At 44.0% G+C, this 25,954-nt stretch carries 28 protein-coding genes; 6 read left to right on the forward strand and 22 right to left on the reverse strand.

The genetic code is table 11. The features are described from left to right. Positions 1-341: 341 nt before the first annotated feature. Complete coding sequence (locus tag CHA6605_RS30625; RefSeq protein ID WP_015329048.1) at positions 342-800, reverse strand: helix-turn-helix domain-containing protein; 459 nt, start codon at positions 798-800, stop codon at positions 342-344. 83 nt (positions 801-883) lie between these two features. Between CHA6605_RS30625 and CHA6605_RS30630 the strand changes: the two genes are divergently transcribed. Beyond that, positions 884-1,792, forward strand: coding sequence for a tyrosine-type recombinase/integrase (locus tag CHA6605_RS30630; RefSeq protein ID WP_015329049.1), 909 nt, complete (start codon positions 884-886; stop codon positions 1,790-1,792). A 124-nt stretch (positions 1,793-1,916) separates the two neighbouring features. Further along, on the forward strand, positions 1,917-4,907 hold the full coding sequence (locus CHA6605_RS30635) for a Tn3 family transposase (protein ID WP_041550370.1): 2,991 nt from the start codon (positions 1,917-1,919) through the stop codon (positions 4,905-4,907). 42 nt (positions 4,908-4,949) lie between these two features. Here CHA6605_RS30635 and CHA6605_RS30640 read toward each other — a convergent pair whose 3' ends face one another. The 8 genes from CHA6605_RS30640 to CHA6605_RS37505 all read right to left on the reverse strand — a co-directional run bounded on the left by CHA6605_RS30640 (position 4,950) and on the right by CHA6605_RS37505 (position 10,469). Further along, a complete protein-coding gene (locus CHA6605_RS30640; RefSeq protein ID WP_015329051.1) occupies positions 4,950-5,753 on the reverse strand; it encodes a cation transporter in 804 nt (267 codons plus the stop codon). A gap of 20 nt (positions 5,754-5,773) precedes the next feature. Continuing rightward, positions 5,774-6,223: a pyridoxamine 5'-phosphate oxidase family protein gene (locus tag CHA6605_RS30645; RefSeq protein ID WP_015329052.1), complete on the reverse strand. Its 450-nt coding sequence runs from the start codon at positions 6,221-6,223 to the stop codon at positions 5,774-5,776. 87 nt (positions 6,224-6,310) lie between these two features. Then, positions 6,311-8,044, reverse strand: a complete 1,734-nt coding sequence (locus CHA6605_RS30650) for a multicopper oxidase family protein (protein WP_015329053.1) — start codon at positions 8,042-8,044, stop codon at positions 6,311-6,313. A gap of 218 nt (positions 8,045-8,262) precedes the next feature. After that, on the reverse strand, positions 8,263-8,772 hold the full coding sequence (gene fldA / locus CHA6605_RS30655; protein ID WP_015329054.1) for a flavodoxin FldA: 510 nt from the start codon (positions 8,770-8,772) through the stop codon (positions 8,263-8,265). A gap of 52 nt (positions 8,773-8,824) precedes the next feature. Then, positions 8,825-9,019, reverse strand: a complete 195-nt coding sequence (locus tag CHA6605_RS30660) for a heavy-metal-associated domain-containing protein (RefSeq protein ID WP_015329055.1) — start codon at positions 9,017-9,019, stop codon at positions 8,825-8,827. A gap of 110 nt (positions 9,020-9,129) precedes the next feature. Then, positions 9,130-9,873 carry a DUF305 domain-containing protein gene (locus CHA6605_RS30665; protein WP_015329056.1) on the reverse strand — a complete coding sequence of 248 codons (744 nt, stop codon included), beginning with the start codon at positions 9,871-9,873 and terminating at the stop codon, positions 9,130-9,132. 195 nt (positions 9,874-10,068) lie between these two features. Then, positions 10,069-10,335, reverse strand: coding sequence for a four-helix bundle copper-binding protein (locus CHA6605_RS33430; protein WP_422678773.1), 267 nt, complete (start codon positions 10,333-10,335; stop codon positions 10,069-10,071). Beyond that, on the reverse strand, positions 10,299-10,469 hold the full coding sequence (locus CHA6605_RS37505; protein ID WP_479688863.1) for a four-helix bundle copper-binding protein: 171 nt from the start codon (positions 10,467-10,469) through the stop codon (positions 10,299-10,301). The genes CHA6605_RS33430 and CHA6605_RS37505 overlap by 37 nt, the downstream gene beginning before the upstream one ends. Before the next feature lie 371 nt (positions 10,470-10,840). Between CHA6605_RS37505 and CHA6605_RS30670 the strand changes: the two genes are divergently transcribed. Continuing rightward, positions 10,841-11,038, forward strand: coding sequence for a hypothetical protein (locus CHA6605_RS30670; RefSeq protein WP_015329057.1), 198 nt, complete (start codon positions 10,841-10,843; stop codon positions 11,036-11,038). 109 nt (positions 11,039-11,147) lie between these two features. On the opposite strand, the gene CHA6605_RS30675 is transcribed toward CHA6605_RS30670, so the two are convergent. Next, a complete protein-coding gene (locus tag CHA6605_RS30675) occupies positions 11,148-11,576 on the reverse strand; it encodes a MerR family transcriptional regulator (RefSeq protein WP_015329058.1) in 429 nt (142 codons plus the stop codon). Between the two features lie 91 nt (positions 11,577-11,667). On the opposite strand from CHA6605_RS30675, the gene CHA6605_RS35310 reads away from it, so the two are divergent. After that, complete coding sequence (locus tag CHA6605_RS35310; protein WP_015329059.1) at positions 11,668-11,829, forward strand: hypothetical protein; 162 nt, start codon at positions 11,668-11,670, stop codon at positions 11,827-11,829. Positions 11,830-11,883: 54 nt separating this feature from the next. Here CHA6605_RS35310 and CHA6605_RS30680 read toward each other — a convergent pair whose 3' ends face one another. The 4 genes from CHA6605_RS30680 to CHA6605_RS30695 form a co-directional block, all read right to left on the reverse strand. Next, on the reverse strand, positions 11,884-12,393 hold the full coding sequence (locus CHA6605_RS30680) for a hypothetical protein (RefSeq protein WP_015329060.1): 510 nt from the start codon (positions 12,391-12,393) through the stop codon (positions 11,884-11,886). Positions 12,394-12,528: 135 nt separating this feature from the next. After that, positions 12,529-13,005 (reverse strand): DUF2808 domain-containing protein, encoded by a 477-nt coding sequence (locus CHA6605_RS30685; protein ID WP_015329061.1) that lies wholly within the window; start codon positions 13,003-13,005, stop codon positions 12,529-12,531. Positions 13,006-13,194: 189 nt separating this feature from the next. Beyond that, on the reverse strand, positions 13,195-13,470 hold the full coding sequence (locus CHA6605_RS30690; RefSeq protein ID WP_015329062.1) for a hypothetical protein: 276 nt from the start codon (positions 13,468-13,470) through the stop codon (positions 13,195-13,197). A gap of 50 nt (positions 13,471-13,520) precedes the next feature. Beyond that, positions 13,521-13,985 carry a hypothetical protein gene (locus CHA6605_RS30695; protein ID WP_015329063.1) on the reverse strand — a complete coding sequence of 155 codons (465 nt, stop codon included), beginning with the start codon at positions 13,983-13,985 and terminating at the stop codon, positions 13,521-13,523. A gap of 326 nt (positions 13,986-14,311) precedes the next feature. Between CHA6605_RS30695 and CHA6605_RS30700 the strand changes: the two genes are divergently transcribed. After that, positions 14,312-15,508, forward strand: coding sequence for an ISL3 family transposase (locus tag CHA6605_RS30700; protein ID WP_015158531.1), 1,197 nt, complete (start codon positions 14,312-14,314; stop codon positions 15,506-15,508). Between the two features lie 150 nt (positions 15,509-15,658). Here the strand turns inward: CHA6605_RS30700 and CHA6605_RS30705 are convergent, their stop codons facing one another. From CHA6605_RS30705 to CHA6605_RS30725, 6 genes are all read right to left on the reverse strand, one after another. Next, positions 15,659-15,895 carry a hypothetical protein gene (locus CHA6605_RS30705; protein ID WP_015329064.1) on the reverse strand — a complete coding sequence of 79 codons (237 nt, stop codon included), beginning with the start codon at positions 15,893-15,895 and terminating at the stop codon, positions 15,659-15,661. 289 nt (positions 15,896-16,184) lie between these two features. Beyond that, a complete protein-coding gene (locus CHA6605_RS35315) occupies positions 16,185-16,358 on the reverse strand; it encodes a hypothetical protein (RefSeq protein ID WP_015329065.1) in 174 nt (57 codons plus the stop codon). A 241-nt stretch (positions 16,359-16,599) separates the two neighbouring features. Then, on the reverse strand, positions 16,600-17,283 hold the full coding sequence (locus CHA6605_RS30710; protein ID WP_015329066.1) for a TerC family protein: 684 nt from the start codon (positions 17,281-17,283) through the stop codon (positions 16,600-16,602). Between the two features lie 65 nt (positions 17,284-17,348). After that, the gene (locus CHA6605_RS30715) at positions 17,349-20,483 is read right to left on the reverse strand and encodes an efflux RND transporter permease subunit (protein WP_015329067.1); all 3,135 of its coding nucleotides are present in this window, start codon (positions 20,481-20,483) and stop codon (positions 17,349-17,351) included. A gap of 141 nt (positions 20,484-20,624) precedes the next feature. Then, a complete protein-coding gene (locus tag CHA6605_RS30720; protein ID WP_015329068.1) occupies positions 20,625-20,885 on the reverse strand; it encodes a hypothetical protein in 261 nt (86 codons plus the stop codon). A gap of 124 nt (positions 20,886-21,009) precedes the next feature. Further along, positions 21,010-22,998, reverse strand: coding sequence for an efflux RND transporter periplasmic adaptor subunit (locus CHA6605_RS30725; RefSeq protein WP_015329069.1), 1,989 nt, complete (start codon positions 22,996-22,998; stop codon positions 21,010-21,012). Positions 22,999-23,215: 217 nt separating this feature from the next. Here CHA6605_RS30725 and CHA6605_RS30730 point away from each other — a divergent pair, with 217 nt between their 5' ends. Next, positions 23,216-24,793, forward strand: a complete 1,578-nt coding sequence (locus CHA6605_RS30730; RefSeq protein WP_015329070.1) for a TolC family protein — start codon at positions 23,216-23,218, stop codon at positions 24,791-24,793. A gap of 133 nt (positions 24,794-24,926) precedes the next feature. Here the strand turns inward: CHA6605_RS30730 and CHA6605_RS30735 are convergent, their stop codons facing one another. Then, a complete protein-coding gene (locus CHA6605_RS30735) occupies positions 24,927-25,154 on the reverse strand; it encodes a hypothetical protein (protein WP_015329071.1) in 228 nt (75 codons plus the stop codon). Between the two features lie 400 nt (positions 25,155-25,554). Next, the gene (locus CHA6605_RS32295; RefSeq protein ID WP_015329072.1) at positions 25,555-25,929 is read right to left on the reverse strand and encodes a hypothetical protein; all 375 of its coding nucleotides are present in this window, start codon (positions 25,927-25,929) and stop codon (positions 25,555-25,557) included. Positions 25,930-25,954: the final 25 nt, after the last annotated feature.

The raw sequence follows: 25,954 nt of genomic DNA on the forward strand, positions 1-25,954 counted from the left end.
GTAATTGTTGCGTTCGGTATTAGAACTGGATTTTTATTAACAGCCTCCAGGATTATTTTTTTAGACAGTATATCTACAGTACCCGTAACGATACTAGATAGCTCAATTTTTCAAGATTTATACTAATATACGGGTTGCCTAAGACTTTAGCATATTCCGAGTACGAGTTCGACAAAAATTTCACTCTCAACTGCTAATTTGCCGCTACATATAGGTTTGGTGAGTCAGTCTCGCGCTACAATTCTTCATCTTTCAGTGACGCTCGACTTGGGATAGCTACAGGATACGTGTAAAAACCTGCAAGATAGACCTCTAATCCTTACCTAGACTGGCTTTTAAAATCAGGCTTCAGCCTTATAAGCAGTGCCACAAAAAGGACAAAAGCGATGCTTGAGAGAAGCAATCGTTTCCTGGCAATGACTACAACGATCGCGTAGCGCAGAACCACACAGAAAGCAGTATTTAGCCCTCACCTCCATCCAGAGCGGATCTGGCGGCGTTCCAGGAGTCCAGCACGGCGCACAGAACTTGAGCTGAGAAACAGCCACAATCGGAGTACCGCGACAGACAGCCTCTAAATATTCCACCGGAACTTGTAGCGCACTTGCCAAGCCACTTTTACTGTGATAACTCAGTTTGGTGGTCAGCCCGCGTTCGATTTTCCCCACGCTTTGCAAGTGAATCCCAGCAATAGCTGCCAATTCCTTCTGGCTCAAACCGAGCATTAATCGCATCCGTTTGACATAATCACCCACGGTTTCATTAGCGTTAGGCGATTTACTACTTTGGAGAATATTCACAAAACGGTGTTTTAAAATATGTTAACTCAGAACTATACTATGAAAAGTATTATTCAACTTTACTAGTTAAACTGACTGATAAATTGTCTATCCCACTAGCTACAGTCGCCACTGAATTTCTAGAGCGTCCAGGACTCGCTCGAAGCACCGTTCAATCCTATGAACTAAGTCTCATGCCGCTACTGGGAGAATACGGCAGTTATCCGATTGAAATCTTGAGCCGTTCGACACTAGCCAATTACCTAGACAGTTTATCCCATCTAGCTTACACAACTCATCAACGACATCAAGCAATCATCCAAGCCTTATTCAACTTCGCAGTAGAGCAAGGTTACTTGACAGTTAACCCTATTGCCCGACTTCAACGCCGCAAACCCAACCTAGAACGGGGAGAGCATTTGTCAGATCGAGTGATTCGGTACTTATCCCCAGCCCAAATCACCACACTTTATCAAGTAATCGACCATCATAGTCGGACGAAAGCTCTGGTGTACTTGCTACATCGCACTGGTGCTAGGATTGCAGAGGTCTTGGCACTAAACTTATCAGATCTCAATCCCACCCAGCGCAAATTTCAAGTGATTGGCAAAGGAAATAAAATCCGGTGGTGTTTCTACAGTGAAGATGCCGCAACGGTTCTAGAAAAATATCTAAAATACTACCGTCACCCAGAATCAGATGCTCTATTTACCGCCCAAAAACCCGTCACCAAATTAGTTGCCCGACTGAGTTATCGCACAGCACATCGAGACTGGACTAACCTGATTGAGAGCGCACCAGAACTGGATGGGATTAGGATGCACGACTTACGACATACCTTTGCCACCGAGCGAGTCGGCTTGATGGGTATCGAGGAGTTACGTGCCCTGATGGGACATACTAATATTCAAACCACATTACGCTATCAAAAAGTTACTTCCGAACGAGCCGAGATTGTCGCTCAAGCAGCTTTAGATCGACTGCTACAAACCTCAGAAAACAGTCAAATATAGCTGTCAATAAATCTCCTGAAAATAATGTTTGATTGAGATCGATCGTAAATTGACAGAGTATGGCTTATACTCTGCCTTGGACAACTGAGTATTGCCAGATCTGGCTGGAATTCCCAACGGCTTTATGACCGCTATCGAACGCACGGCTTATCCCCGATTCAAATCTCAGGCAACTGTCAAGGAGCTGACCGAACTATATACGCCATCAGCATCTGAGTTAGCATTTGCCCAAACACAGGTCAAGAGTAAACGTGGGCTGCTGCGCTGGTTGGTGATGCTCAAGTCGTTCCAGCGGTTAGGTTATTTTCCACCCTCAGAGGCCATTCCACCAACGGTTGTCGGACACATTCGGGCTTGTTTGAATCTCAGTGCCAATGTCTGTGCCATCCCGCCCGAACGTTCGCGCTACTATTATGCTGAGGCAATTCGAGCTTACTTGGGCGTTCATCCTTACGACCGTAAGGCTCAAACTGCCATTGCGACAGCTATCGCACAAGCGGCCCAGGTGATGGAGTATCCTGCCGATTTAATCAACGTCGCAGTCGAGGAACTGGTCAAAGAACGTTATGAGTTACCAGCTTTTAGTACTTTAGATCGTTTGGTCGGTCATATCCGTACTGTAGTGAATAATCGCTTGTTTGGGCGCATTACCAATGCGATGACTCCCATTCAGCAGGCATTTGTAGATGATTTGCTAGCTACTTCACCCGCATCAGGATTAACCTTCAGTCTGTTGAGGGCACCACCTAAAAGTGCTCGTCTGTCTCACGTTCAAGCACTACAAGCTAAATTCGAGCAGATGCTCTCCTGTGGAGATGTACGCCAGTTGCTCGTCACTATTGCACCTGCTAAGGTCAAATCCTTTGCCGCTCAAGCCAAAGCCTTGGCTCTGACGGACTTGCGGGAGCTGAAACTAGCTAAACGTCGTGCCTTGTTGGTTTGTCTGCTCTACCGCGTCCAAGTCAAAACTCGCGACCATTTGGTGGAGATGTTTCTCAAGCGAGTGCAGAAAATGCACCAGTCCGCCAAAGACAAGCTGGTAAAGTTACGCGAGCAGCATTTAGCTCAGACGGAATCGATGCTGGGAGTCTTAGCTGAGATTTTACAGACATCAGCAGGCGAAACCGATACAGCTAGCTTGGGGGAACGAGTCCAATCTGTGCTGGAAACGCATGGGGGAGCCGTAGCTTTGTTGGAGCAGTGTGAGGAGATTACCGCTTACAACAGTGACAATTACTTACCCCTAGTGTGGCGGTTCTACAGTCGTTACCGTTCAGTGTTATTTCCATTAGTGCGGGGCTTGGAAATCCAATCCACTAGTCAAGATCTCTCGTTGACGGCAGCTTTAACTGTCGTTTTGGCGCATGAAGATCGCCGCGCCAAATGGTTGCCAGTGGATGATTTAGATCTGAGCTTTATGAGCGAACGCTGGCGGCGATTGGTAGTAGAGGAACATGAAGGTAAAGTGCGGTTGGTGCGGCAGCAATTTGAGGTGTGTATCTTCACCTATTTGGCAGCAGAATTCAAAAGCGGTGATGCTTGCGTGGTGGGGTCAGAGAACTATGCAGACTTCCGCGAACAGTTACTATCCTGGGATGAATGTCAGCCGCTATTGGCAGATTACTGCCAACAAACCGGAATGGCTCCTACAGCGGCTCAATTTGTCGAACAGCTTCAGACAAAGCTGACAGAGACAGCCACCACTGTAGACCAAATTTGCCAGGATGGGACGCAGATAACCATTAGTGCAGAAGGCGAACCAGTACTCAAACGAATTGCTGCTGCGCCACCACCATCTGGAGCAGCAGAATTAGAAGCAGAGATTCTACAACGCTTGCCAGAACGGAGTGTGTTGGACATCCTCTGTCATGTCGAGCATTGGCTCAACTGGGTGCGTCATTTTGGCCCCGTTTCTGGTTCTGAGCCAAAGATTGAGAATTCGGTCGAACGGTATATTTTGGCGGTGTTTGGCTATGGCTGTAATCTGGGACCCAATCAAACCGCACGACATACACGGGGGAAAGTCAGTTCGCGGATGTTGGCTTATGTCAATCGCCAACATATCTCCATTCAGCAGCTTGAAGCAGCGATGCGAGATCTGATTAATGCCTATAATCTGCTGGAGCTGCCCAAGTGTTGGGGGACGGGGAAGAAGGCTGCTGCTGATGGCAGCAAGTTTGAGGTCTATGAGAATAATTTGATGTCAGAGTATCACATTCGCTATGGTGGCTATGGGGGTATTGCTTACCATCATGTTTCCGATACCTACATTGCTTTGTTCACCCATTTCATTAATTGTGGAGTTTGGGAGGCGGTTTATATCCTTGACGGCTTGCTCAAGAATACTTCAGATATTCAACCCGATACTTTGCACGCGGATACTCAAGGACAGTCAACTACAGTGTTTGGGTTGTCATATTTGTTGGGGATTAAACTGATGCCTCGAATTCGCAATTGGCAGGATTATAAGTTCTTTCGTCCCAGTCAGGATGCGGCTTACGAGTATATTGACCCGTTGTTTAAGGATGTGATTGACTGGCAGTTAATTCGCACTCATTGGCAGGATTTAATGCGCGTGGTGTTGTCGATTCAGGCGGGGAAGTTTTTACCTTCAATGCTATTACGGAAATTGGGAAGTTACAGTCGAAAGAATCGTCTCTATCAGGCTTTTAGGGAATTAGGTCGAGCCGTTCGGACAATCTTTCTGCTCGAATATATTTCCGACCGTGGTTTGCGACGGGAGATTACTGCCTGTACTAATATCGTCGAAGGCTACAATCATTTCCTCGACTGGATCTTTTTTGGGAAGGAGGGGATTATTACTGAAAACGATCCCGAACAACAAGAGAAGCGGGTCAAGTATCTCGATCTGGTTGCTAGTGCGGTGATTCTCCATAATGCGGTGGATCTGTCTGTAGTCATTCAGCAACTGACGGCTGAAGGGGTCAAGATCGATCGTTCGATGTTAGCAACGCTGAGTCCTTATTTGACGGGTCATCTGAAGCGTTATGGCGATTTTGTTATCGATCTGCAAAGCATTCCTGCGCCATTGGAGGGCGCAATTCATCTCCCGATTGTCTCCGCTCTGTCGGAAGCCAACGACTTGGATGGATGAAAGCTAGTTTAGGCAAGGCTTAGAGGTCTATCTTGCAGGTTTTTACACGTATCCTGTAGCTATCCCTACTATGACAATATCTGCCAGTGCGACTTCCCCGATCGGAATGTCCATTTCGACATTAGCCCGGATCACCCGCGCTGTTTTAGCCTGTAGCCCCATCAGAGCCTGAATTGCCGTTGAAGTTGCGCCCTTAGCACGATTTTCCAACCACCGCCCCAATAGCGTCAAAGTGACGATCGCCGCAGACACTTCATAATAGACTTGGGCTAATAATCCTTGGGTTGTGAAATAAGCAGGATTTATCGTGATCCACAGGGAATAGAAAAAAGCAATATTCGTACCGAGCGAAATCAGCGTATTCATATCCGCCGTGCGATGGCGAAATGCCTTCCATGCCGATTGATGAAATTCTTTGCCTACCCAAAACTGAACGGGTGTTGCCAGAACTAGCTGCACCCACGGGTTTTCTAGTTCGGCTAGAGCACCAGGCAGTCTGACATTGAAATGACCTAATGTGCCCAGCACCAGGAGTACAGTGAGCGTTGCCCCAATTAGCACTCTGCGCTGAAGATCTCGCTCTTGTCTTCGTTGTCTAATATTTTCCGAATCGTCTTCAGGTGCGAGATCGGATGGGATAATTTGAGCCTCATAGCCAATATCAACAACTGCCTGAGTGATAATGTTGATATTAGTCTGCTTGGGATCGTAACGGACGCTGGCGCGATCGCTACTAAAATTGACGTTGCCTTCGACTACCCCTGGCACGCTTAGAATTGCTTGCTCGATGCTATTGGCACAGGAGGCACAACTCATCCCCCTAAGTTTGAGATTTAGATCTTCCATGATTCTATTATTTTCAATTTTCACCGACTGCTAACGCCATCAGTCGTGCGTCCGCTCATCTCGCCTGATTCAATTCGGTAGATAGAAATTACTTCCGCACGTCCCCAAGAATCAATCCAAGTTCGATTAATTGCGGGAGAAAGTGTAGCATCGCGCTGTTTGACGAGTGTCATCACGCGCTCGATTTCCGGCTGCTTGGTGACATGGATGGCTTTTCCCATCACGATTACACTCCGCCAATGCGAGGAGCCATGTATTTCTTCAACCTGGAGGCAAATATCTGAATCTGCGTCCATGTCATGAGTCTTCATACCGACTGTGGTGAACAGATATATGTCCGAATCTTCGAGATAATAGTGCATTGGCATCACACAGGGCTTGCCTTCGTGGATAAAGCCAAGATGACCGTAGCCTACTTTGTGGAGCAATTCATGGATCTCATCCTGTCCCATTTCATCGATATCTAACATAAATTATTCTCCTGAAAATCTAATTTTTGGTATAGTCTCTAGGTCGAGAAAATTGTTAACAAGGATCGGGTATATTGCTACGAAGTGTTACCCCTGAATTCGATAATTTCGCATCATGCCAGCGTCTTCGTGCTCCAATGTGTGGCAATGGTAGGTAAATAAGCCACTATATTTCTCAAATTTCATTAGCAACTTAACTCGCTCACCTGGCATCACCATCACAGTATCCTTGAAGCCCTCATCGACATAGCCATCTTTGACTGTTTGCCATCCGGCGGCAAGTTCTGGCAGCACTTGGCGACTAATGACTTGAAATTTTACCCCATGAAAATGGATGGGGTGCGCCATACCCTTAGCATCCATCATGGCTCCAGGGTTGAGTTTGTTGATAATCTCCCACTGCTCGATCGAATTTAGCTTAACGGTTTCCTGCGGTGTGGCAGTCGTCATTTCAAAGGGCTGCCCATTCATCACCCATTTCATCCCTTGGAGTGAAAGCTCAACCGGACGTGGTTGGGCGGCATTGGTGGCATCTGCTGGACGTAATAAGGGCAGGGCTGCTAGTTTGCTGGGGAGTTTCAGAGTTTCTGTTTCTGTCCGCGCAATCTTGACGTTAAACAGGGTCATCGCCGCACCAAGTTCAGGAGCATTATTAGAACTCATTCCGCCCATGCTGCTACCGCCGACATTCTCGGCTCCTGAAAATACCAGACTATTGAGAGCTAATTCTGTCCCAACTTTTAACTTACTAAAATCTGCCCAAACATCGACCCGCTCACCTGGAGCCAGCATCACATATTTTCTTTGTACAGGCTGAGTCAGTAAGCTCCCATCGGTGCCAATAACGGTCAATGGACTCCCATTACTCCATGCTAGCTTGTAGATACGTGAATTAGAACCATTGAGGATGCGGAGACGGTAAACTCGTGTTGCCGCAGACAGAGTGAAGTTGGGCTTGCCATTGACAAAGAGCTGTTCGCCCAAAAAGCCCATCATACTACTCATGTCACCCATGCCGTTACCAGACTGACTGGAGTTGCCCTGTGACATGCCACCCATCCCACCCATGCCGCTATTACGAGGAGTACCGATTTTGCTGCCCAAATAAAGGAGTTGATTATTGGCATCTAAGGTACGATCTTGGAGGACGATCGGCACTTCATAAGCCCCTGAAGGTAGATTGAGAGCGGTTTCTTCGGGATCTGTGACAATGAATAGCCCAGCAAGTCCAGCGTAGGCTTGTTGCCCTGTCAGCATGTCTGGATGAGGATGAAACCAATTCATCCCCGCCTGATTAATTACCTCAAACTCGTAGACGTAGGTTTGCCCAGGATCGATCGCAAACCGAGGATGTCCATCCATATCTTCTGGCAAAATTAGACCATGCCAATGGACGATACTAGTTTGCCCTTGGGGAAGATTGTTTTGAAAGTTAACCCGCACGCGCTGACCTGTCTGAACGCGAATAATCGGGCCTAAATAACTATCGGGAATGGCAGTCAAGCTAGTTGGGTCGCCTTTGACTAGGGTTGCTGCATACGACCAAACTTGGGTCGGTTCTCCAGCGAGGATTTGCACCGTTTTCGGTGCAGCCTGAAGGTTAATTTCCAGATCGGGAATGAATTTTGGATTTGGGGTGCGGGCTACGGTGTTATTCTCAGGTATTTTCGTGGTAGAAGATTGAGACGAACAACTCGATAGTAGGCTGTGAATGCCACTGCTAAGGATCAGTCCGCTGGCAATGCCACCCCCTCGGATGAAACTGCGACGAGTGAGGGGGTATTGATGACTGCCTGTAGGGGGCAGATCGTTCTTATTCATGAAGGTACCATTAAGGTTATTTTGTCCGATTAGATCTTATCGATCGAATGTTATTGAGATAGTAAATCTAACTTAACTTCCAGTTTGACGGCTTGAGATGAAATTCCAATGAATTTAGCTTAGGCTGTCAAACTATTTCTACAAGAATTAGTCGAAAATACCTTATAAGATAGTTTTGACTAGAGATTTTAGAAAATACCACTCCTCAATAATGATGCTTAGACACCAAAGGCTTGTTTTACCTGACCCGACCAAGTTTTGATACGTGACTCGGTTAAATCTCCTTGATTATCTTCATCGAGAGCTAAACCGATGAATTTACCATCCCGGACACCCCGTGACTCATTAAAGTCATAGCCATCAGTCGGCCAAGCACCGACAGTTTTGCCACCTAACGCACTAATTTTTTCTTCGAGAATGCCGATTGCGTCCATGAAGCTATCTGGGTAGCCAGTTTGGTCGCCAACCCCAAAGTAAGCTACTGTTTTACCTGTAAAATCAATGTCATCCAAGTCTGAAAAGAAGTCTTCCCAGTCGCTCGACAACTCACCGACATTCCATGTTGGTGCGCCGATAATCAGGTCTTGATAGTCAGAAAAATCATCACCTGTGACATCTGCTATTTCATGAATATCGACAAGATCGGTACCTAGTTGCTCTTGAATCATCGAAGCGATCGATTCTGTTTTGCCTGTTTGGGTACCATAAAAAAGACCAATTTTAGACATATATTTGCTCCAGTAAATAGATTAAATTTGCCAGTTCGGAACTTTAACTTTACTAAGCTACTTGGTAGCCAGCCGCTGTAATCGCACTCTCAACCGCTACTTGAGAGGCTTTAGTCTCAATCTTGACTTGCTTAGTTTTGGGATCGGCTTGCACGGTTGCAGTCGGATCGATTTTCTTTACCGCTGTGGTAATGGTTTCGCCGCAAGCACCACAAGCCATGTTCGGAATATTTAGTTCGATAGTCATTTGTCGGTAGCAGTCGATGACTGTGTTTGAAATGTACTTACTTTTATTCTTGACTCTCTAGTTGACTAGAGAGTCAAGAGGATAATGAACTTTAATTTGGAAATAGTTAGTTACAGAGCAGCTTTATACCAAGTTTGATACCATTTCTGCATCTGCCCGATCTCAGCAGTTTGAGCTTTGACAATCGACTGAGCCAATGTCCGAATTTCTGGCGATTTGGTCGTCTGCAACACCATCTGACTCATCTGAGCTGCTGTCCGGTGATGGACACTCATCTGCTGCAAAAATTCTTTATCAAAATCGGCGGCGTTTTTGAGAGCATTCATATCCATTTTCATGCCACTCATGCCATTCATGCCATTCATCGAATTGGCATCCTTGCCCATCATGCCACCACCCATTGCCATCGCGGGAATTTCTGTGCCATAGGCTGTCTTATAAAGGGCTGCCATTGTTTGAATCTCGCTTTTTTGGTCTTTGATAATCGATCGAGCGAGTTGCTCGATTTCAGGACGCTTCGCACGGGTTAGGGCTAAATCCGCCATTTCAAGTGCTTGCTTGTGATGGGCAGTCATCATCGTCAGGAAATCTCGATCGGAGATAGTTTGGCTAGATGAGTTTGGAGATGAACTTACAGATGGATCGGTCGTGGGTGTAGTATCTGTTGTTGACGGCGATTGCGCTGTGCGATCGGCACATGATGCCAATCCGCCGCTTAAGAAGATAGCAGCAATCGCCAATCCTCCCCATATTTTCGGTGGAACTGCTACTGGATTTGCCATTGTTCTGCGATTCTCCACGGGAGAGGCTTTGCCAACGATGGAGGATTTAGCTTGGTTGTTACGCTCAGTCATAATTTTTAGATATTTTGGTTGGGTAGCGATGGGCAGATTCCTCTCGATCTGATTGGCATTCTATGGCGGAGCCTTGCCCTGGGCACTACGAAAGGATAACTGCGATCTTTTGGGTCTACTTACTTTCTATTCTTGACCCTCTAGCTAACTAGAGAGTCAAGAAGAATCGCCGAACGTTAGATTAGTAATTTATTACTAATGTGCCATCGACATTTGACGGCAGGACTCGGCACAGCGACGACAAGATTCGGCACAGCGACGGCAATGCTCGTGGTCGTGCTTGGCACATTCAGTAGCGCAGCGATCGCAAGCATCAGCGCAAACCGCGCACAGTTGCAGATGTAGGTCAGAAGTGCGACTCATAAATCGGGCACAAAGAGCGCAAAGATCGGCACAATCGCGGCAGGCTTTGATGCAAGCAGCCATCATCTGCACCATGTCACTGTCTTGACCCAAACACATGCGGAGGGAACCTCCGCGTGATTTGGGTCGCTATCCAGACACGCAGTGGCGCAAAATTCACAGTCTTGAAGGCATTTTAGGCAGGCTTCAATACAAGCTTCGAGTTGAGAGTTACGAGATTGAGTAGTAGTCATAAGCTTACTCCTTAAAAAACGTCTACAAACATTTTGATGTTTGCCTTCTTAAGCTTCACAAATAATCCTTAGTAAATAAATCAGCCTATTGGCATAGATTATTTGGTTTATTTATTATTTTTAAGACGTTTAAAAACATTATTTTTTGTCTTATCACATCAAGATGAAATTAAGATGAAACCATGAATTTGCTTTGACAAATATTAGCAATTGAGCTTGTTGGTTTTTGTCAAAAGTTACTACTAGCGTCACTTTTTACATCACAGATTTTTATTCCAAATATTATTTCAAATCAGTTATTGACTCTATAGTCCAGTAGAGACTTTATAATGAATGTAACAATTTAGAATAGGAAATTATCAGAGGTAATTATGTCGAAACAAATTAAACTAGCGATCGGATCGATCTTGGCATTAGCCACATTAGGATTAATAACAACTGGGGCGGCTTCTGCTCAAGAGCGCAGTTGCGGTGGTTGTTGTAAGAAAATGCAGCAGTCAGAGAAAATGCAGTCACCAGTTAGCACGCCATCTTCATCTTATTCACCAGGTTATATCCGAGGTAAATAAATAACGATCTTAGTCTTTTAATGAGAGTGAAAATACTTTCATTAAAAGACTAAGATCGTTGGCAGAAAAATGAAGACGAACGCTCGAAATTGATATTTTATCTACAGAATTAATTGACAGTACTAGCTTCTAGCGATATCAATTCTTCAATTAGAGTGCAGACACTTTCACTATTAGGAAGATCTTCAGGATAGGTAGACCATCGTTCGCGGTGACTTTCCAATCTTTGTTTGGATTCGAGCAGCTTTTGAATCTCGATGTCTAAATGACTAATTTTTCGATCGATTAAATCTTTGACAATCGAGCAGACGGCTGTACCTCGATTGTGAGAATTGAAAATTCCTTGAATCTCAGTTAAAGAAAAATTGAGAGTTTGAGCTTTCTTGATGAACAGTACTCGTTGCACTGCATTGTCATTGAAGTAGCGATAGCCGCTATCACTCCTGAGTGCTGGTTGCAGTAAGCCTAAGTTTTCATAGTAACGCAGGGTGCTAACTGTCACTCCCGTTCGCTCTTTTAGATCGCCAATTTTCAGCATTGGTTCTATCGTATATAGTTCGCCTATCTCTGTTGACTCTCAAGCCAACTAGAGGGTTTATGATTGGAGAGTACTCAAGGATAATAGAAATATGACTGCTAAAAATATTTTCAAAGCAACAGTAGCTGCTGTAGCTATTGCCGTTGTGACTGCTGGAGCTGCTTTTGCTGCTGACTGTGGTTGTGGTAAATGTGCTAGTGGTTGCGATTGCGGCAGTGGTTGTAGTATGCCTAAAGTTGCACCTCGTCAATAACTCTCGTAAGTAGGAGGAATCGCTCGTACATTCCTCCTCAAAAATGTATTTTAGTTATCGAACGAAATTGAAGCGACCGTCAGCTTGTTCGCTACCGATCGTTGCAGTAATTTTGACTTGATATTGACCAGTAACTTTCTCTTTTAATACTGCGGCATAATGTTTACCACTGGCATCATAACTAAGTGGAATAGTTCTCAGTTTGCCATCTGGTAATTGGACATCAGCAGTAACTTTTGCATTAGCAACAGCTTCATGATTGTCACCTTTTTGAAGGTATAAATCTAAGTGAGTTTCACTAGTTCCCTTCTCTGGAACGAACTCTAAGTGATATTTACCCGATTCTACTACTTGTCCACCATTACTCTTCCCACCCTCACTACTTTGGGTTGTAGCTGTGGTTGTAGCTGGAGGTGTAGTTGGTACTGGAGATGCTGTTTCGGCTGAAGGTGTAGTAGCATTTGGATTCGCCGAATCGCTAGTTTTTGCCTCTTTGCTACAGGCTCCAAGTAATAATAGTCCAGAACTAGCTAACACAATAATTCCTGAAGTTAATGGTCTCATGTTTCACACTCCTAATTAAATATTTTGCTCGGATAAATATACTTCAGCAATAAAATCGATCGACCTATCCGCAGCTATGTCATGAATATAATATGCAGACATTGGCATCTGCATATCTAGCTTTAGATTACAAAATCAATCTGCTTGGGGAAAATACGCTGTGCCAATAAAATTGGTTAGCCCATCTATAGTCTTGCCATAAACAGAATAGACAGACGATTGGAGCAGCATATTACGGTTTACACCATTAAAATCAATCCGTAATTTAGTATTAGGTGAGATCGGTTGACTGAAATTGATTAGCAGCCATCGACCTTGACGGGAAATTGGGGCTGGGATTAGTCTATTTCCATCTGTAATTTCAATTTTGCTAGTTTGAAGCTCAAAATTTCTAGGAATATCAATCCATAAGAGTGTTAATGCTTGACTGCTTGGGGGCACATGGACTTGAATAGTCTGGCGGACAGTCGCCCACCTAGTATTAGGAAACTCAAATTTACTATCTACATGGGGTGAAGTACTGTCATCACCATTAGCACTTGCATGGTTGCCAAGATTAACTGCTGTAGTTACTAGACCCCAAGTAGCGATGAATAGCCAGATTTTTTTCATTGCTTTAGACTCTCTTACCTCTCTATATATCAAATATAAATAGCTAAGATGAAATCCAGATGAAATAAAGAAATCTAGCTACTATTAGATTGATTGTCTAGCATCTATGAGGTCTGAACATATAGAAATTGAGATGGTATCTAGCAATATATCCCAGCTTTTAGGAAGCAAAAACAAAAATAGTTGCACTTAATTATCTTCATTTTTACTCTCTTCATCAGTCCGAGTTTGAGCTGGAGGTGCAACTTTTGCTAGAGATGTCACAGCATCAGTGCTAGCTGAATCGCTAATCGGTGTCTCAGGAATACTAATTCCCAAGAATAGCCCACACATAGCGATAATAATAATTATTAAATCCATAAAATTGGAAGTTTCTAAAATTAAATTAAACTCCCCTTTGATCATTTCATATATTAATATTCCAGCACTAACAAGTACGATAAATCTTAAAAATAATGAATGCATTAGATGACTATGCCTGGATATTTCGCTGGACACTAAAATCGATCCGCTCGTTAGCGGAGCCTCTGCATTGACGATAGCCTGCCGTCAGGCACAGGCAGACGCTGTGCGTTGGCGGAGCCTCTCCTGTGGAGAAACGGCTTTGCCGAATCGAAATAGCCTCTACCGACAAAACTGCTTTGCCCATTTACAGATTTGCCATAGACAAAATATTCAGGCAATCGCACCAGCATATTGCGATTTGTACGATCGAAATCAATTCGCAACTTTGTATCGGGAACGATCGACTGCTTCAATTTGATTTGTAGCCACTGACCTCGACGGGAAATTACCGCAGAAATCGTTTGTGTATGTAGCGTCGGCTTTGCCGAATCTCGTTCGCTAAGCGTCGGCTCTGCCGAATCGGTAATTTGAATTTTGGCAGTTTTGGGCTTGAAATTTTCAGGAACACAAATCCATAATTTTGTCAATATTTGACTATGACAGGGCACATGAACTTGAATAGATGGACGAACCATTGTCCATTCATTGTCGGGATCGAATTTACCATCGACATCCAGTGAAGGGCGATCGGTATTATTGACATTTAGATAATTACCAGTGTTAGAGGTGGTAGTCGCTCTACATAAAGAATTGAGGTTCTCCAGTACCTAATGTGCTAATTAAATGAGAATCGAGGCAGTACAAGAGAAAGAAAATAAAATAAATATGTCAAAACTGCTGACGAGGAGAGGAAAAGCAAGATAATGAAGAGAGGAAGAAATAGTAAGAAGAGCGGCGGGCAGGGCAAGTGGCAACAAAAAAGGAACTCAAGCTACTAACGGAGCTATTAGGAATAGAAGGAATGCGAGTAGAGTCGCAGCGACAATATGAAGGAATAGGCATCATCTTACAGGTAGAAGCAATAAAGAAAGAAAGCAAATGCCATAGATGCGGAACGAAGAGTAGTAGCTTACATCAGAATAATAGATACATAGTAAAAGATTTGCCGTGGGGAGAGCAGCAAGTTCACCTAGAAATAAACAGAAGACAATTTAAATGTAAAAAATGTCAAAAACCATTTAGCGAACAACTAGAATTTGTTAAAGGCAGAAGAACATATACTTCAAGACTAGCTAAAAAAATCCTAGCAGAAGCACTAGAAGGAGATATTCAGAGCGTAGCTAGAACAGGAGTAATGACGACAGCAGAAATAGAGAGAATAATTGAAGACGCAGCAGCAGAGCTAAACGGAGAAAAGCCAACGGATTTAAGAAAACTGGGAATAGATGAAATAGCAATGGTAAAAGGACAAGGAAAATATTGTGCAGTATTAGTAGATATAGAGCGAGGAAAATTATTAGCAATAATCGAAAGCAGAAAGAGTGAAGAAATAGAGAAAATCCTGAAAGGATGGGGGACAGAGGTACTGGAAAGGATCGAAGAAGTCAGCATAGACTTATGGAAAGGGTATAAAAGCTTAGCGATAGAAGTGATGCCTAATGCTCAAGTAGTAGCAGACAGATTTCATGTAACAGCGCAAATAAATAGTGAGTTAGATAAGCTGAGAAAACAAGAAAAAAGAGCGATAGAGGCTAAACTTAAATCCGCAAAGACATTAGAGCAAAAGAATGAATACACTCGGCAATTGGCAGTAATAAAATCGAGTAAATATGCGCTGCTAAAAAATGAAAAAGAGTTAAGAGAGGAGAAAGAACAAGAGAAGCTCAAGCAGGTTAGAGAAGAATTTGCCAACATTAGGGCAGCACATCTACTCAAAGAAAAATGGAGAGAGATAATGGAAAAAACAACATCGTGGATGAGAGGACTATTGAAAATTAGACATTGGCTGGTAAGAGCCAAGCAGCATTTGCCAAATAGTTGTGGCACAATCTCGCGATGGTTAACAGAGATAGTTGCTTACTTTGATGAGCGAACTACTAGTGGTGTAGTTGAGGGAATTAATAATAAGATTAAGCTCATCAAGCGTACTGCTTATGGCTTCACTAATTTCAACAACTTCCGAAACAGATGCTTGCTAACTTGGAGATTCAATTATTGATTTAGCACATTAGGTACTGGAGAACCAGAATTGATAAATCGTAAGATTTTTGTCATTACTTTAACTTCTTACTCTATAACGACTATAAATACCCAAGATGAAATCCAGATGAAATCACTTGTAGAAGCTACTTTTTAATTTACACTCGTCTCAAGGTATAATGCTAGATCTAAAAGCGATCGCTATTTCTAGTTGAGAGAGAAAGCTCTCTAACATGACCTCCATTTTGCTATAGTCTTCCATCTGCTTTAATCTTTTATGTTCGTCCATAGCACTTTGACAAGCGACCGCAGCAGCACCAAGACGAACTATTTTTTGCTCGGCTGGAGTTAGATAGTCATATCTTTTTTGCTCTAATTCGCGGTAAATTTCTAAGCTTGTCGCCATTTAACGATCCATTTCAATAAAGTAGATCTATCTAAAATTATTCATTCAACTCGCTCCCTGGATGAGGGGGTGCTAGTACCACCCTGCCCGTATATAAAATAAATACACCCCCCTCATTGACGAAGCGGTCAAACTCAATTAAACATATTTAGTCAAATCGAGCCATCTTGAATGTGAACTTTACGCTCGGTTTAAGTAGCGACTTTCGGTGTACGATCGATATGGAGAGGATCGAATAAATTCATCTATTCAAGAAGATAGCACTCACTTGACAGACAAAACTTCAATTTCAATATAAAGGATCGTCATAGGGAGGAATGGAATCGGTTTGTGCAACTAGCGATCGATCGATAACCGATCGCTGACTATCTAATTTAGTCCCCAAACGCAATCCTAAAATTTTATTGGGGTTCTTAATTGGGAGCGAATTAGTCAAGATTGTTTTCGTGCAAGTTTTTTTCATTATTGCGATCTTCTGATTTGGATACTAATCACTATAAATGTTCATTATGAAATTTAGATGAAATTTCAATCGATTAATAAATGTAAAATACCTGAAGGGGTGTTTGTCACCCCTTAAATCATAGCTAGATATCGATCGTAGAAATCTAAGCCACGAACATAACAGTCAATCTCATGGTGATTTATCCTGATATATTGAGAAATCAATTGATATTATTATTTTATCGACAAAGTTGACGATCTCAATCGGGTAACTTTTCAGCTACATCTTTCCGTTGCGAAAATCCCCAAGCAAAAACAATACCGACGATCGCAACTACTAATATTTCAGGAATCTCTTGTTCGGGAAATACTGCTCTAACCAAAAGTTTGATGCCAACTAAACCAACCGTAATATAACCAGCATCTTCTAAATAAGTATACTCATCTAGCCAGCGAATAAATAATCCTGCCATAAACCGGAGCACAATAATCCCGATTGTCGCACCGCTAATTACCAGCCATGTATCTGTAGATACAGCAATCGCAGAAGCGACACTATCTAGAGAAAAAGCTAAATCAGTAATCGCGATTGTTGGAATTGCTTGCCAAACATTAGTAAATTTCGAGCCATGAGGCTTACCATCTTCACCATCTTTAGAAGTAAAATACTGAAATACCAACCACAGTAAATAAGCAGCACCTAAAACCTGAAATTGCCAGTAACGTACTACCCAGGTAGCGGCTAAAATCAAGATCATTCTGAGGATATAAGCGAGAATCAGACCGATATTTAATGCCTGACGGCGTAATTTATCATCAGCTAATCCTTGAGAAATCGAAGCTAGAGCGACGGCATTATCAGCAGATAATACTGATTCTAAAGCAACCAGTACTAGAAGCAATATTGATGTATTTAGATTAAAGCTTAATGGTAAATCGAGCATTTTATCAATTGTATAATTTTAGAGATAAAGATATCGATCGAGAAATTGAAGCAGATCGATATAGTTTACATGTGCATGAAAAATTGTTCTGCTTTCGGTTCTTCCACTTTTTTCGGGAATAAATGCTTCCCAAACTTGGCATATAGAGCGGGTAATACCAATAACGTAATCGCCGTAGAAGTAAACAAACCACCAAATACAACGATCGATAGAGGCTGTAATAATTCCTGTCCCGATCCACCTTGGAATACCATCGGTGCTAAACCCAACCCTGAAGTTAAAGCTGTCATCAAGATCGCATTTAGTCGCTCCATCGAACCTTTGACAATGATGTCCTTCATAGGCATTCCTTCGGCGTATTTAGTATTGTAGTTATCTACTAGTAATAACCCGTTCCGAGTCGCCACCCCAAATAAGGATACAAATCCCACTAGAGACGCTATTGAAATTACACCACCCGTCAGAGCCACAGCAATTACCCCACCTACCAAAGCAATTGGTAAGTTAATCATAATCATTAGTGTTGATGGGATAGATTTAACAGAAAGATACATCAGGACGGTAATGGCAACAAACGCGATCGCGCCAAAAACTAAAATGTTTTTAGTGGCACGTTCTTCAGCTTCAAACTGACCTGCGTATTGAATAAAATATCCCGTCGGCAATTGAATGTTGCTTTTAACTTTAGCTTCGATCTCAGAAACGATCGAGCGGATATCGCGACCTTTGGCATTGGCTGATACGACGATTAAGCGCGAAACATTTTCTCGATTGATGGTATTTGGCCCTTTCCCTTGCTCGATCTTAGCGATACTAGCTAACGGGATTTTTTGATTATTGGGAGTATCGATTAAGAGATTGCGAATAGTTTCTAGACTCTGCCGTGCTTCGGGTTTCAACCAGACAACCAAATCGAAAGATTGTTGATTTTCGAGCACTTTAGAAACGACCCTACCATTGAGGGCAGTTTCAATCGTCTCAGATAAATCCCCTACTGTATGCCCGTAACGACTGGCAGCATCGCGATCGAATTTAATTTGAATCTGCGGTACTGGCAATTGGGGTTCGAGTTGTAAATCGACGACACCATCGACTGTTGCCATTTGTTTTTCTACTTCTTGGCCGATTTTCCGTAACTCGGCTAAGTCAGAACCGAAAATTTTCACCGCGATCGAACTTCGCACCCCTGATAAAACTTCATCCATCCGATGTTGTAAAAATCCACCGATATTTGCGGCTGCACCTGGGATTTTCTCGAATGCTTTTCGCATTACTTTAAGCGATTCCTCCCGATCTTCCATCCCGATTTTACTTATTTCGACATCAACGTGAGCCAGATTCACACCTGCGGCATCAGAGTCACCAGCGGCTCGTCCGGCGCGAGTTTGAATGAATGTAAACCGCTTATCATTTTTCAATGACTCTTCGACCACATGACCCGCTTTGGTGCTAACTTCGAGGGAAACAGTTGGGTAAGACAGTAATGTGTTTACCATCGTCTGTTCTTGAAACTCTGGTAAAAATGCTCTGCCAAATGAAGGAATGACTACAATTGATGCGACGGTTAAAACTGTGGCAGTCCCCATGATTAATAGGGAATTTTTCATCGCGAAATTCAAGCACGCGTTATAAATTGCCTTGCAAAATCTCGCCAGCCACGGTTCTCGTTGTGATACCTTAGTAGCAGGTAGTAAAATCGCACACAAAGCCGGAGAAACGAGTAGAGATTCTAAACTAGAAACGACAACTACTGCTAAATAAGCAATTCCCATCGGCGTGAAAATCTTCCCTTCAATGCCTGGTAATGTAAAAATCGGCGAGAAAACAATAATCCCAATAATCGTCGCGCCCAAGAGCGAATCGCGAACTTCTTGAGAACCTTCAAAGATGATTTCTAGCGGGGTGAGTGGATTACCCTCAGCTTTATTTTCGCGCAAGCGACGATAGGTATTTTCACCATAAACGATCGCATCATCGATCGCCGTCCCAATTGCGACCGCCAAGCCGCCTAATGTCATGGTATTCAAACCAACTCCCAACCATGACAGTACCAACATCCCAAATAGTAATGTTAAGAAAAAGTCTAATAAACACACCGTCAGAATTCGCCAATTCAATAGAAATGGAATCAGAATAATCGCCGCGATGATACTGCCTTGAATCAACGAAGAACGCACGTTATCGACGGAAGATTCGATATAACTATCTTGACGAAAAGTGGTCTTAACTTGAATATCTTTGGGCAAGCCAATTTTAAGTTCGGCGACCGCTTTTTCCACCGCACGGCTGACAGTTGGCGTATCGAAGCTGGGCTGCTTATTTACCATCACGATAATTGCTGGCTTACCATTAAAACTGCCATCGCCGCGTTTTAATGCCGCACCAATTTGGACATCGGCAACATCTTGCAATCTGACGGGGGTGCCATTACGGGAGACAATCGTCGATTTTTGGAGATCTTCGATCGATTCGATCCTACCGATGCCCCGAATCAATTTCTCGGTATCGGGAGTAATAAAAAAGCCACCTGCGGCATTGACATTCGCTTTTCTAGTCGCTTGGGCAACTTGGTCTAGAGTAATATTAAAAGCTGCTAATTTAACCGGATCGACTAATACTTGAAACTGTCGCTCGTCGCCACCAAACACCAAAACTTGACTGACTCCTGGCACGGCTAGGAGGCGATTTGTCACTTGCCAATCGACAATCCGCCGAGCTGCCATTAAGGAATTTGGACTAGCACTCTGCTCGCTATCGGCGACGGTAAAAGCGTACTGCACCACCAACCCGACAGGAGAAGTGGTGGGAGACATTTGGGGCGGTTCGACTCCTGGCGGTAGTTTACTGACAGCTTGTTGCAGTCGCTCGGTAATCAGTTGCCGCGCCTGATAAATGTCAGTTGACCAACCAAAGACCGTCCGCACTACTGAAATTCCTGCCGCACTCGACGAACGCACGGCAGTGACTCCAGGCGTACCGTTAATCGCACTCTCGATCGGTAATGTTACTAGCGATTCTACTTCCTCTGGTGCGAGTCCGGGGGCTTCGGTTTGGATTTCCACTTGCGGCGGCGCAAAAGCTGGCAACACATCCAGCGGCATCTGGGGAATGACATAAACCGTCCACAATGAGACGATAACAGCGGCTATTACGACCAGCCAGCGACGGTTAATTACCCACTGAACGATATTTCCGAGCATTTTTAGTGTTAGATATGAGGATAAGTATCAGCGTAAAATTGCAATCATAACGACGATTGCACTCAATACCACCAGCCACCGCTGTGCGATCGACCATTTAATTAGCGAACCGAGCGTAAAAATAATTAATAGTCAACGATCTTAATAAAACCAGCCGATATAGGGAGGTTCGGCATCATCATCATCTTCTGTCTCCTCGATAACGATCGGCCGATCTCGATCGGGATCTGACTCTGACATTGATAATTCATCGGCGGAAGTAGCTGGCACTCGTGCCTGTGAATCCATTGCAGCGGCTGCCATGCGATCGCGTTTGTTACCAAGCCACAAGGCACCACCGATAATAACGCCCAAGAATGGGAATAAACCCCAAATTAGATTGACAGTAAGTGTTTGATTCATAACAGCAGGATGGGTTGTTCGCTGGGTTAATCGTTCGCCACAGCCACCAGCTAAGTTTCAGGTAATTTCGGTCGCACCTGTCTAGGTAAAACTTGGCAATCGATATCGATACCGTGCTAGCGAGTCAGCGATTCTCGTTCCGAGAGGCTTCGCCAACGTCTCGCGAAGTAGCACCGATCTGTGGATAGTAACTGGAGTTTGAATTATTATGCTGTTTGGGATCTGCCTCAATTGCGGGTATTTCCTCATTGGGCAGATAATTCAGTTCGTCCTCTGGCTCGATAAAATCGGTTGAGCCAGTCGCGTTCCGTTCGCTTCTTTTCTTTAACCACCAAGCACTACCGCCCAGAATGCCCGCAACAGGTACTAATCCCCAAATGAGATAAGTTGGTATTTGGTTTAGACTAACAGCTTCAGGTTTGGCTGCTGTTGTTGTTTTCTCCTCACTAGCTGGCTTCTTTTTTAAAGATTGGGCATAGAGTTGAGGCGCGCGTTTATTGACGACCAGATCGCCAGCAAATAGTCCGGTCTTGACTTCGACTAGATCGCCAACAGTTTGTCCGAGGGTGACGGTTGTGGGCTGATAGCTGTCGCCACTTTTGACATATACTAATTTCTCTTGGTCTGCTTCTACTACCGCACTAGCCGGAATTACGACGACAGGGGTAGTAATTTGACTTGTCGCCAGCTTGATTTCAGCGAAAGTTCCGGCTTTGAGTAGCCCCTGGCTATTATCTAAGGTTGCTTGAACGGGAACTACGCGGCTCTGTAAGTCCACGGCTGTCCCAATTCGCGAGATTTGACCTGAAAACACTTTATCCGTCATTCCAGGCACTTTCACAGTGACCTGCTGACCGATTTTTAATCGTCCTAAATCCCGCTGGTAGATATTTGCCGTTGCCAACACCTGGCGATCGTCGGTAATCGTCATTAACCTCGCACCAGCATCGGCGACAGACTGCCCGATCGTGATTTCGCGATCGGAGATCGTCCCATCGATTGGAGCGGTAATAGAGACAATGCCCTCAGCATTCGCCCGATTTCCTAGTTGTGCCAGTCGCCCCTGGTAACTAGCATCGCTGAGCCTGAGCTGAGTTTGCGCGGCGGTTACGGCAGAGTTCGCTCTTTGGAATTGCGCTTGGGCTTCGACTACCGATTTTTGGTTCATCGCTCTGGCCAATTGCCCTGTGGCTTCGGCTACCTGCTTTTCGGCATCCCGCAATTCTCGCAGGGGCAGATCTGTCTCAGCTTTTCGCAAATCCGTTTCAGCTTGGGCTACTCCTGACTGACTTTGCGCCTTGACTAATGCAGTTCGCGCCTCGGCTAGTTTAGCCTGAGATTCCAACATCTGACGGCGTGCCAGTGCCCCACTCTTAACTAGTTCTACATCCTTTTGGTACCGTTCCTGGGCTAACTCTAGTTCGGTTCGAGCGGAGCTAATCTCAGCGGCAGCAATTTGTTGTTGACGCTGATAGCTATTTTTCGCCGCGCGGACGATGGAGCCACTTTTGACTAGTTGTTGTTCTCGCGCCAACCTAGATTGAGCCGCAGTTAATTGACTCCGCGCCTGATTGGTTTCAGCGGTGGCGATTTCGACGATTTTTTGGTAGCTCTGTTGAGCGAGGTTGCGATCGGTTTGAGCTTGTTGGAGCAGAGCAAGAGCTGCCGATCGTTTTTCGAGGGAACTGGTTCGTAAGTCGTTGAGTTCGGGACTAGAGAGCGTCGCGAGGATTTGCCCTGCTTTGACTCTTGCCCCAGGCTGTACTAATAGTTGTACGAGTTTGCCCCGAATCGGTGCGGTGACTTCTACTTTTTTGCTGGGTAATAATTCGATTTGCCCAGTAGCAGAAATTTCGACATTCAAGCTTTGTTTTTTGGCGGCGACTGTTTGCACGCCAATCTGTTGAGCGGTTGCACCATCGACCTGCACCTTGGTACTTTTCGTTCCTTCTTGAGAGCCAAATTCGTCACCATGCCCACCATGAGCGAGTGCTGATGGCGATACTAGCGAGATCCAGACGGGTAGTAATAGCCAGCTTAACCACCCCACTGCGCGGACGGCTGGAGTGAGATTTGACGATGAAGCTATGTGTGATTTGGTATTTATAGCCATAGTTGCTCAACTAAACGCCGATAGTTCCTAGTTTTACAGTGCTAGATGAAAACCAGATGAATTCATTTAAATTTCACGAACGGGTTTTAAACTGAGTATCTGACTGAGCCAATGGCAAGTTGTGACTAGTGCCTAATGTTGAAAGCAATTCTTTAACACAGTCGCTGGAGCAAGAGCAGCTTCCGATCTAAATACCCGATCTCTTAGACAATCGAACATGCTAACTCTAATTAAATTCATTCATCTATTAAATACAAGGAGCCAATCTTCACAGGAGATTTTGCACCAACAGACAAATTTACAAACTAGTCGCCTTCCAATTGAAGCTGAAGCACCTCCACTGAATAATCACCAAATTGCGAGCGGATTTCAAATAATTTGGGCGATTATTGTGTTGGGTTTGGGCGGATTAGGCAGGATCGAACCCACTCAGGCAAAATCTCTGGTAAGCGATAAATCGTCACAGATTCTCGCCCAAACTACTCCTGCGACCCCAACACCTAACATTAATACCAAGATTCAAAATAACCTCAATCTTCCCACAACAGGTAATGAGGTTCAGATTACTGGTAACAAATCTCTCACTCTGAAACAAGCGATCGACATCGCATTTGGTAACAATCGGGAAGTTCAAGCCGCTCGGCTGATAGTAAATCGCTCTCAAGTCGGAATTAGTGAAGCCCAAGCCGCTCAAGCAGTGCAAGTAGGATTGACAAGTACCCTCCAAAATCAAGGATCGCCATTAATTATTGGGACACAATCACAATTTGGCAGCAACACTAGTACAAATATCCAAGGTGGACTTCAAGCCACCTATAATATCCTAAGCGCAGGTCGAAATCAGAGTAGTGTTCGCGCCGCCGAAGAGCAAGTTAACTTCGACAGGCTCGATCTAATTCGGGTCGAACAATTGGTACGCAGTCAGGTCATCACTGCATACTACGACCTCCAAGCCGCCGATTCATCAGTTATCATCAATCAAGCCGCTGTCATAGATGCGACGCGCAGCTTGAGCGATGCTCAACTCCAAGAAAAAGCTGGCATCGGTACGAAATTTGATATCCTCCGCGCCCAAGTCCAACTGGCTACTGCCGACCGAGATCTCACCAATGCTCAAGGACAACAGCAAACCGCCCGTAAAAAGATTGCCCAGCTACTAAGTGTCGATAACAATACTGAATTTAAAGCCGCCGATACCGTGCGTGAGGTAGGGGCTTGGGGCTATTCTTTGGAAGATAGTGTGGTCTTAGCATACAAAAATCGCCCCGAAGTCAAGCAACAACTAGTCCGTCGCACGATCGGCCAACAACAACAAATTGTCGCTGCTGCGGCTGACTCCGCTCAAGTCGATCTTTTTGCCAACTACACTTTGGCCAAAAGCCTGACAACTTCTAATTCTGCCCAAGATAACTATAGTATCGGCGCACAGTTGAGGTGGAACTTCTTTGATGGTGGTTTTGCCAGAGCTGGCTCAAATAGAGAACGAGTCAATCAAGAGATTTTTGAAAACCAGTTTACGACTACGCGAAATCAAGTTCGATTTGAAGTCGAACAAGCTTACAACAGTCTCGGCTCCAATCAAAAAAATATCGCGACTTCTACCCAGCCTCTCAAACAAGCGGAGGAAAGTCTCAAACTAGCTCGTCTGCGCTTTCAGGCGGGAGTAGGTACGCAAACTGATGTCATTCAAGCCCAAACCGAACTCGCGCGCGCTCGTGGGAACCGCATCACGGCGATTATCGATTACAATCGCGCCCTATCTAGTCTCCGTGTCGCAACACTTACAGGTGAATAACTCGATCTAGCAGAGCATTAGCGTTTTATAAATGACTAAGGGAAGTGCGGCAGTTGCCGCACTTCCCTTAAAATTCAACTTAGATATTTACCTAAATTTTTAATGTCGAATTTTCTTGGATAAGAATACCAACTTAGGCTTTCGATGCTTTCTTTGGTTTATTTACTTTCTTACCTGTAGGATGTTTATGAGGTTTTCCTTGTTTGTTGAATATAGCTACTTCACGAGTTTGGCTGCGAACTGACAGTGGACTAGAGGTAGAAGCATTATTGCTATATTCATTGGCATAGCTAACTTGACTCAAGACTAAAGTAGCCATCATGCTAGCAATAGAACCCATTAAAATGTTCTGCTTTTTCATTTAGAGTAATTCCCGATCGGTTTATAGATGTGAAGCCGTTTACAGCATTTATTAATATCGTGAAAATCACGATATGTACAAGTCTATCTCATTCGATCGTTTAACCACGATCGACATAATTCGCTGCATTATAAATACTATATCTAAGTCTAGATTCTACGAGATTAATATGAAATTAAGATGAAAAATTAGATTTAAAATTAATCTAATTTTTTACCAAAACTTTAGCATTTAATTATTTTATAACCAAATTTTGATGAGCGTTCGCTATGACGATCGCTACGAAAAATCACCTCAAAGCTTGAGATGATGAGAAGCTCAATTGTTACGCAGGATCTGTGATTTCCAAATATTCGTTAGACAGCTCTGTGACATTGGGGTCAAAATATACACGTCCAGTTTAAAACTGTATCGATTTAAACTGAAGATCTACATAACCCAGATAACTGCGATCGGCGATCGCTTGTGGTGGTAATCTTTTAGAATTAATTGCTGCTTTAACTAAATCTTTAGCAGTAATTTTTCCAGTTCTGATACCATAAATAAACGAGCCAAATCCAGGAATAAAATGATCCCGATATTGACCCTGATAAGCACTAGTAACTAAATCAAATGGAGTGATATATCCTAAAGAAGGGCGATCGGCTGCCAGCATTAATGGTCTAAATGTTTCTGATTTTGTCACTACTTCGGTTTTACCTCGTGCTTCTACAGATGTGTTTGCAGTTAATAAAATAGCAACAACTGCTAAGCCGATCGACAGATAACGTTTCATAAAAATGTACCTTTTACTTTGGATC

This window comes from Chamaesiphon minutus PCC 6605 (genome assembly GCF_000317145.1).
Classification (GTDB): domain Bacteria; phylum Cyanobacteriota; class Cyanobacteriia; order Cyanobacteriales; family Chamaesiphonaceae; genus Chamaesiphon; species Chamaesiphon minutus.

Excerpts from the sequence above, each read along its gene's own strand:
- CHA6605_RS30635 (WP_041550370.1), top strand. The coding sequence starts at position 1,917 with ATGACCGCTATCGAACGCACGGCTTATCCCCGATTCAAATCTCAGGCA.
- CHA6605_RS30640 (WP_015329051.1), bottom strand. The coding sequence starts at position 5,753 with ATGGAAGATCTAAATCTCAAACTTAGGGGGATGAGTTGTGCCTCCTGT.
- CHA6605_RS30645 (WP_015329052.1), bottom strand. The coding sequence starts at position 6,223 with ATGTTAGATATCGATGAAATGGGACAGGATGAGATCCATGAATTGCTC.
- CHA6605_RS30650 (WP_015329053.1), bottom strand. The coding sequence starts at position 8,044 with ATGAATAAGAACGATCTGCCCCCTACAGGCAGTCATCAATACCCCCTC.
- fldA (WP_015329054.1), bottom strand. The coding sequence starts at position 8,772 with ATGTCTAAAATTGGTCTTTTTTATGGTACCCAAACAGGCAAAACAGAA.
- CHA6605_RS30660 (WP_015329055.1), bottom strand. The coding sequence starts at position 9,019 with ATGACTATCGAACTAAATATTCCGAACATGGCTTGTGGTGCTTGCGGC.
- CHA6605_RS30665 (WP_015329056.1), bottom strand. The coding sequence starts at position 9,873 with ATGACTGAGCGTAACAACCAAGCTAAATCCTCCATCGTTGGCAAAGCC.
- CHA6605_RS33430 (WP_422678773.1), bottom strand. The coding sequence starts at position 10,335 with ATGTGTTTGGGTCAAGACAGTGACATGGTGCAGATGATGGCTGCTTGC.
- CHA6605_RS37505 (WP_479688863.1), bottom strand. The coding sequence starts at position 10,469 with ATGACTACTACTCAATCTCGTAACTCTCAACTCGAAGCTTGTATTGAA.
- CHA6605_RS30670 (WP_015329057.1), top strand. The coding sequence starts at position 10,841 with ATGTCGAAACAAATTAAACTAGCGATCGGATCGATCTTGGCATTAGCC.
- CHA6605_RS30675 (WP_015329058.1), bottom strand. The coding sequence starts at position 11,576 with ATGCTGAAAATTGGCGATCTAAAAGAGCGAACGGGAGTGACAGTTAGC.
- CHA6605_RS35310 (WP_015329059.1), top strand. The coding sequence starts at position 11,668 with ATGACTGCTAAAAATATTTTCAAAGCAACAGTAGCTGCTGTAGCTATT.
- CHA6605_RS30680 (WP_015329060.1), bottom strand. The coding sequence starts at position 12,393 with ATGAGACCATTAACTTCAGGAATTATTGTGTTAGCTAGTTCTGGACTA.
- CHA6605_RS30685 (WP_015329061.1), bottom strand. The coding sequence starts at position 13,005 with ATGAAAAAAATCTGGCTATTCATCGCTACTTGGGGTCTAGTAACTACA.
- CHA6605_RS30690 (WP_015329062.1), bottom strand. The coding sequence starts at position 13,470 with ATGCATTCATTATTTTTAAGATTTATCGTACTTGTTAGTGCTGGAATA.
- CHA6605_RS30695 (WP_015329063.1), bottom strand. The coding sequence starts at position 13,985 with ATGGTTCGTCCATCTATTCAAGTTCATGTGCCCTGTCATAGTCAAATA.
- CHA6605_RS30700 (WP_015158531.1), top strand. The coding sequence starts at position 14,312 with ATGCGAGTAGAGTCGCAGCGACAATATGAAGGAATAGGCATCATCTTA.
- CHA6605_RS30705 (WP_015329064.1), bottom strand. The coding sequence starts at position 15,895 with ATGGCGACAAGCTTAGAAATTTACCGCGAATTAGAGCAAAAAAGATAT.
- CHA6605_RS35315 (WP_015329065.1), bottom strand. The coding sequence starts at position 16,358 with ATGAAAAAAACTTGCACGAAAACAATCTTGACTAATTCGCTCCCAATT.
- CHA6605_RS30710 (WP_015329066.1), bottom strand. The coding sequence starts at position 17,283 with ATGCTCGATTTACCATTAAGCTTTAATCTAAATACATCAATATTGCTT.
- CHA6605_RS30715 (WP_015329067.1), bottom strand. The coding sequence starts at position 20,483 with ATGCTCGGAAATATCGTTCAGTGGGTAATTAACCGTCGCTGGCTGGTC.
- CHA6605_RS30720 (WP_015329068.1), bottom strand. The coding sequence starts at position 20,885 with ATGAATCAAACACTTACTGTCAATCTAATTTGGGGTTTATTCCCATTC.
- CHA6605_RS30725 (WP_015329069.1), bottom strand. The coding sequence starts at position 22,998 with ATGGCTATAAATACCAAATCACACATAGCTTCATCGTCAAATCTCACT.
- CHA6605_RS30730 (WP_015329070.1), top strand. The coding sequence starts at position 23,216 with ATGCTAACTCTAATTAAATTCATTCATCTATTAAATACAAGGAGCCAA.
- CHA6605_RS30735 (WP_015329071.1), bottom strand. The coding sequence starts at position 25,154 with ATGAAAAAGCAGAACATTTTAATGGGTTCTATTGCTAGCATGATGGCT.
- CHA6605_RS32295 (WP_015329072.1), bottom strand. The coding sequence starts at position 25,929 with ATGAAACGTTATCTGTCGATCGGCTTAGCAGTTGTTGCTATTTTATTA.